4 protein-coding genes and 1 pseudogene are annotated in these 5085 nt (G+C 42.7%); all 5 read right to left on the reverse strand.

Annotated elements, in window-relative coordinates; translation table 11 throughout:
- Positions 1-55 precede the first annotated feature (55 nt).
- The 5 genes and pseudogenes from HMPREF2686_RS02915 to HMPREF2686_RS02935 all read right to left on the reverse strand — a co-directional run bounded on the left by HMPREF2686_RS02915 (position 56) and on the right by HMPREF2686_RS02935 (position 4981).
- Entirely contained in the window at positions 56-1159 is a 1104-nt protein-coding gene (locus tag HMPREF2686_RS02915; protein ID WP_070449144.1) for a hypothetical protein, read from the reverse strand.
- Between the two features lie 126 nt (positions 1160-1285).
- On the reverse strand, positions 1286-2332 hold the full coding sequence (gene rfbB / locus HMPREF2686_RS02920; RefSeq protein WP_003002700.1) for a dTDP-glucose 4,6-dehydratase: 1047 nt from the start codon (positions 2330-2332) through the stop codon (positions 1286-1288).
- A 267-nt stretch (positions 2333-2599) separates the two neighbouring features.
- Positions 2600-3193: a dTDP-4-dehydrorhamnose 3,5-epimerase family protein gene (locus HMPREF2686_RS02925; protein WP_023918495.1), complete on the reverse strand. Its 594-nt coding sequence runs from the start codon at positions 3191-3193 to the stop codon at positions 2600-2602.
- The gene (gene rfbA / locus HMPREF2686_RS02930) at positions 3193-4062 is read right to left on the reverse strand and encodes a glucose-1-phosphate thymidylyltransferase RfbA (protein ID WP_003002772.1); all 870 of its coding nucleotides are present in this window, start codon (positions 4060-4062) and stop codon (positions 3193-3195) included. Before rfbA ends, HMPREF2686_RS02925 begins: the two co-directional genes overlap by 1 nt.
- A gap of 92 nt (positions 4063-4154) precedes the next feature.
- Positions 4155-4981 (reverse strand): annotated as a pseudogene (locus tag HMPREF2686_RS02935) (ZIP family metal transporter).
- Positions 4982-5085: the final 104 nt, after the last annotated feature.

A 5085-nucleotide genomic window follows, 5' to 3' on the forward strand; every position in this document is an offset into this window, starting at 1 on the left:
GAAAGTTTCTAAGATGACTTTGTCTTCAATCTAAAAGGACCTTGCGGTCCTTTCATTATTTCACTTTTTCTAATTTAGCAGCAAATTCATTACCACCACGTAAGACGAGTATATTTTTTCCACCGTTGACAGGTACGAAACAATAATTTGAATTAGCTTGTATATAGACTTCCTTAGCACTCTTCACTTGATAGCCTTGTGATTTCACCGCTTCTTGAATTACGTCAAATGTGTGTTCGATCTCTTCTTTAGAAGTCGTATCTCCATCATACTTTTCTGAATCAGCTAGAGAATAGAATGCGTAAGCCTTGCTATCGGAATACTTATCACTAATAATTCCGTGATCTGAAATCTGAACAGTTGTATTATCTCCTTCTGTCACATTCTTCCATTTTCCAACCATGGCCTTTGGTGTTTCAACCTTGTGATAGACCAAATTATCTTCAAAGTTTCCTTCGTATGATTTATAAGTTTTCAAGTCGAATAAATCATTTCTTAAAATAATATTGCTTCCATCTTTTTGGAGCAAGTTATAGCGTGTGTTCCCACCAGACTTAATCACAACTATTTCTGTCGTCTTCAGGTTAAATTTCTTATCGACATCCGCAAGTGAATGCAAGTCTGTTGCATTTAACAAAGAAAGTGCGGTATTAAATTCTTTTTTCGCTTCATTGCCCTTGAGAACCTTTTTGATGGTCTCGCTACCATTGACTTTTTGTTTCTTTCCACTTAGTTCATAAGTGATCGGACTAGAATCCGTATTTCTCAACCAAACACCATCTAGACTTGGTCCACCTGAAAAGAAAAAGAACCAAGCAAAGGCAATCACTGCGACAAGTCCCGCAACTGCAGCCCCAATTTGGGCTTGTTTATTGAAAGAAAATGTCAATTTTTTCGGTCTTGGAACAGGTTGTAAGGTTTTCGCCGATGGCTGCGGTTGGACAACAGCTGTCTGCTCTTGTGAAAGAGGTGCGTTAGGTGCTTCCTGAATAGGAGCCTGCGCTTCAGTTGCTGGAGCTGGTGCCTCAGTTGCTGGAGTCGGCGCTTCTTTTCGCTCTACGACAAACTCCCCTTTTTCACGCGCTTCTTGAAATTCTTGCATACTTGGCTTGCGACCATTGACCGCTTCAAAGTATTCAACCCAATCGTTTTGATTCATCATATCCCCCTTATTGATTCATCATAAAAACTAACCATATTATACCACAAATCAATGGTTAATTTTTTGATTTTCAGAAAAATATCTGAAAAAAGTCCAAGTGATTTTCCACTTGGACCTTCTTCATTATTTCAAAACTTTTTGTGTTTTCGCGTAGTTGGCTTCTACAGCTTCTTTTTCAGCCTTCCACCAGTCTTGGTGGTCTGTGTACCACTTGATGGTATCTTCCAAACCTGCTTCAAAGTTTGTGAATTGTGGTTCCCAACCTAATTCTTCACGCAATTTGGTTGAATCGATGGCATAACGCAAATCGTGACCAGCACGGTCTGTTACACGGTCGTAGGCGTCTTTTGGTTGACCCATTTTTTCAAGGATCAACTCCAGCACTTCTTTGTTATTCTTTTCACCATCGGCACCGATCAGGTAAGTTTCACCAATACGGCCTTTAGTGAGGATAGCCCAAACACCAGTTGAGTGGTCGTTGGTGTGGATCCAGTCACGGACGTTCTTCCCTTCACCATAAAGTTTTGGCTTGATGCCAGACAAGATATTGGTGATTTGACGTGGGATGAATTTTTCGATGTGTTGGTATGGCCCGTAGTTGTTTGAACAGTTAGAAATCGTTGCTTTAACACCAAAGGAACGAACCCAAGCCTTCACGATCAAGTCTGAAGCAGCCTTGGTTGATGAATAAGGTGATGATGGGTTGTATTTTGTTTCAGCAGTGAATTTTTCACCAGGACCTTCCCCATGTCCAGGAAGATCTTCGCGCAATGGAAGGTCTCCATACACTTCGTCTGTTGACACGTGGTGGAAACGAATGTCGTATTTACGAGCCGCTTCCAAGAGTGTGTATGTTCCAACAAAGTTTGTGTAGATAAATGGAGATGGGTCTTTGAGGGAGTTGTCATTGTGGCTTTCAGCCGCATAGTGAACAATCGCATCAGCCTTGGCAGCCAATTTGTCAACTAATTCAGCATCAGCGATGTCTCCCACCACCAACTCAACACGATCTCCAAGGATTTCTTCGATATTGGCACGGTTTCCAGCATAAGTAAGTTTATCAAGGACAGTCACATGCACGTCTGGATGGTTGTTGTAGACATAGTGTACGAAGTTTGAACCGATGAAACCAGCTCCACCGGTTACGATGATATGTTTATATTCTGACATTTTTTCTCCAAATAATTTTTAGTTTTGATTGTTCCTTAAATCAATCTTTTTTTAGCTTTCCTTAGGTGAGTACGGACGTCAGCGAACTTCGAAGAAGTTCCATGACTAAGTTTTGAGCCTAGTGTCTCAAAACTTCCGAGCACCTGAAACACAATGGTTCAGGTGCTTTTCTCACGGCGGAAAGCTAAGCATATAGCTCGCTTCGCTCGTTTATAGCAAAGCTAAAAACTATATAATGATGTTCTTGATTGTTTTAAGATTTATATTCTACAAATCTTCTGCTTTTAGGGGTTTGACATCTTTGAGCAATGGGTGATTTTTGTCAGCTTCTGAGACTTCTGCTTCTTCCAAGTTTTCCCATTGGATGTCTAGGCTTGGGTCTGCGTAGTTGACAAAAGCATATTTTGGTTTAAGTTCCAGTGCCCAGTAATCGTTGACTAAGTATGTATAGGCAACTTTGTCTGTCAAAACTTGGAACCCATTGGCTACACCACGAGGAACAAAGATTCCTTTTGAAGCATCGATCACAGTTTGGTAGGTGTTCCCAAAGCTATCGCCTTCACGAAGGTCTACCCAAGTTCCAAGAACCTTTCCTTCATCTGCTACAGAGATGTACTTGTCCCAAGGCTCTGCATGCAAGCCACGCAAAACATTCTTACGAGAGAATGAAATATTGTTTTGCAACTTGCCTTCTGCAAAGAAGCTTTCAGGGAATCCAAGGGGAAGCATTTTCTCTTTTTGGAAGTTTTCTTTAAACCAACCACGGTTATCCCCGCGCACTGGAATATCAAACTCCATCAAGCCTGGGATGGCTTCAATTTTGCGGGCTGCTAATTCTTTATCAAAAAATTGTTCCGTCATTATGCTTCTCCAATCAAACGGAGCAAGTATTGTCCGTATTCGTTTTTCTTCAATGATTGCGCTAATTCATGGACTTGTTCTTTAGTGATATAACCCATGCGATAGGCAATTTCCTCAAGGTTAGCCACTTGGACATTTTGCAAGCGTTGAACAGTTTCGATATATTGAGATGCTTGCAAGAGACTTTCGTGAGTTCCAGTATCCAACCATGCAAAGCCACGGCCCATGAGCTCAACAGAGAGATCTCCACGCTCCAAATAGGCCTTGTTAACATCAGTGATTTCAAGCTCTCCACGAGGGCTTGGTTTGATGTTTTTGGCAATTTCTACCACATCATTGTCATAGAAGTAAAGTCCGGTCACTGCAAAGTTGGATTTTGGATGTTCTGGTTTTTCTTCGATAGAGATAGCGTTCATATCCGCGTCAAACTCTACCACACCAAAGCGTTCTGGATCTTTGACTTGGTAACCAAAGACAGTCGCTCCTTTTTCTTTGGCTTCTGCCCGTTGCAACATCTTGGTTAAGCCATTTCCGTGGAAGATATTGTCCCCAAGGATGAGGGCAACGTGATCGTCCCCAATAAAGTCTTCTCCAATGATAAAGGCTTGCGCCAAACCATCTGGACTTGGTTGCTCTGCATAAGAGAGAGAAATTCCTAGCTCAGAGCCATCTCCAAGAAGCTCTTCAAAACGAGGAAGGTCTTGAGGTGTTGAGATGATCAGGATATCTTTGATCCCAGCCAACATAAGGGTTGACAGCGGATAGTAGATCATTGGTTTGTCATAAATGGGCATCAACTGCTTAGAAGCCGCACGTGTCAATGGATACAAGCGAGTTCCTGAGCCCCCTGCTAAAATAATACCTTTCATAATGTTAGGCCTTTCTACGTAGTCATTACCCTTATTTTATCATGTTTATATAAAAAAGTCACCTTGCATTTGTGTTACAAGGTGATGACAGGTTATCCCAAAGCGACGTCTAGAATCATCATAATGACAAAGCCAACCATGAGGCCTAAGGTCGCCACATCTGTGTTGCCATTGGTCTGGGAATCTGGGATCAACTCTTCAACCACTACGAAGATCATCGCACCTGCTACAAAAGAGAGGGCGTAAGGCAAGATGGCTGTCATGGATAAGACGGCAACTGCCCCTAGCAGGGCTCCGATGGGCTCGACGATGGCTGACATAGATCCCCAATAAAAGGCATTGAGACGGGATTTTCCATCCGTCCGGATTGGGATTGAAAGAGCAGCCCCTTCTGGGATATTTTGCAAGCCAATCCCAATGGCCAGGCCAACCGCCCCGATAAAGGCTTCTGGACTTGGATTGCTAGCCAGAGCTCCAAAGGCTACTCCGACTGCTAAGCCTTCTGGAAAATTATGAATGGTAATGGCGAGAAAAAGGAGGATTGTTTTAGACAACTTCTTCTCCCGCGGCGTATGGATACTCTCAGCCTCATCAATCTCCTTCGTCATATGAAGGAGAGGGACGATGGCGTCGATCAAACGGAGGAAAAAACCTCCAGCTAAAAAACCGATGGCCGCTGGCAACCAAGACAAGCTCCCATAAGAGAGTTTTCCACATACTAAATCGACGGTTGCAAGAGGGACCAAAATGACGCCGCAATCATGACCCCTGCCGCAAAGCCCATCATGATGTCCAGTAACTTACGACTGATATGCTTAAAGAAAAAAACGATGGCTGACCCGACAATGGTACAGCCCCATGTAAACAATCCTGCGAGAAAGGCCTGTAAGACCACGTATTGCGATTGAAACCAATTCATAACAACTCCCATTTTCTCGATGATTCACTTCTTCTATTCTACTATTTTTAGCCAAATTACGGAAGGTCTTTCGAAAAAAAGAGAGTGGGACAGAAATCGGTAAT

Source organism: Streptococcus sp. HMSC057G03 (genome assembly GCF_001808745.1).
GTDB classification, from domain to species: domain Bacteria; phylum Bacillota; class Bacilli; order Lactobacillales; family Streptococcaceae; genus Streptococcus; species Streptococcus parasanguinis_Z.

Bases quoted from the DNA above. Each gene is read 5' to 3' on its own strand.
- HMPREF2686_RS02925 (WP_023918495.1), bottom strand. From the start codon at position 3,193: ATGACGGAACAATTTTTTGATAAAGAATTAGCAGCCCGCAAAATTGAA.
- HMPREF2686_RS02915 (WP_070449144.1), bottom strand. From the start codon at position 1,159: ATGAATCAAAACGATTGGGTTGAATACTTTGAAGCGGTCAATGGTCGC.
- rfbA (WP_003002772.1), bottom strand. From the start codon at position 4,062: ATGAAAGGTATTATTTTAGCAGGGGGCTCAGGAACTCGCTTGTATCCA.
- rfbB (WP_003002700.1), bottom strand. From the start codon at position 2,332: ATGTCAGAATATAAACATATCATCGTAACCGGTGGAGCTGGTTTCATC.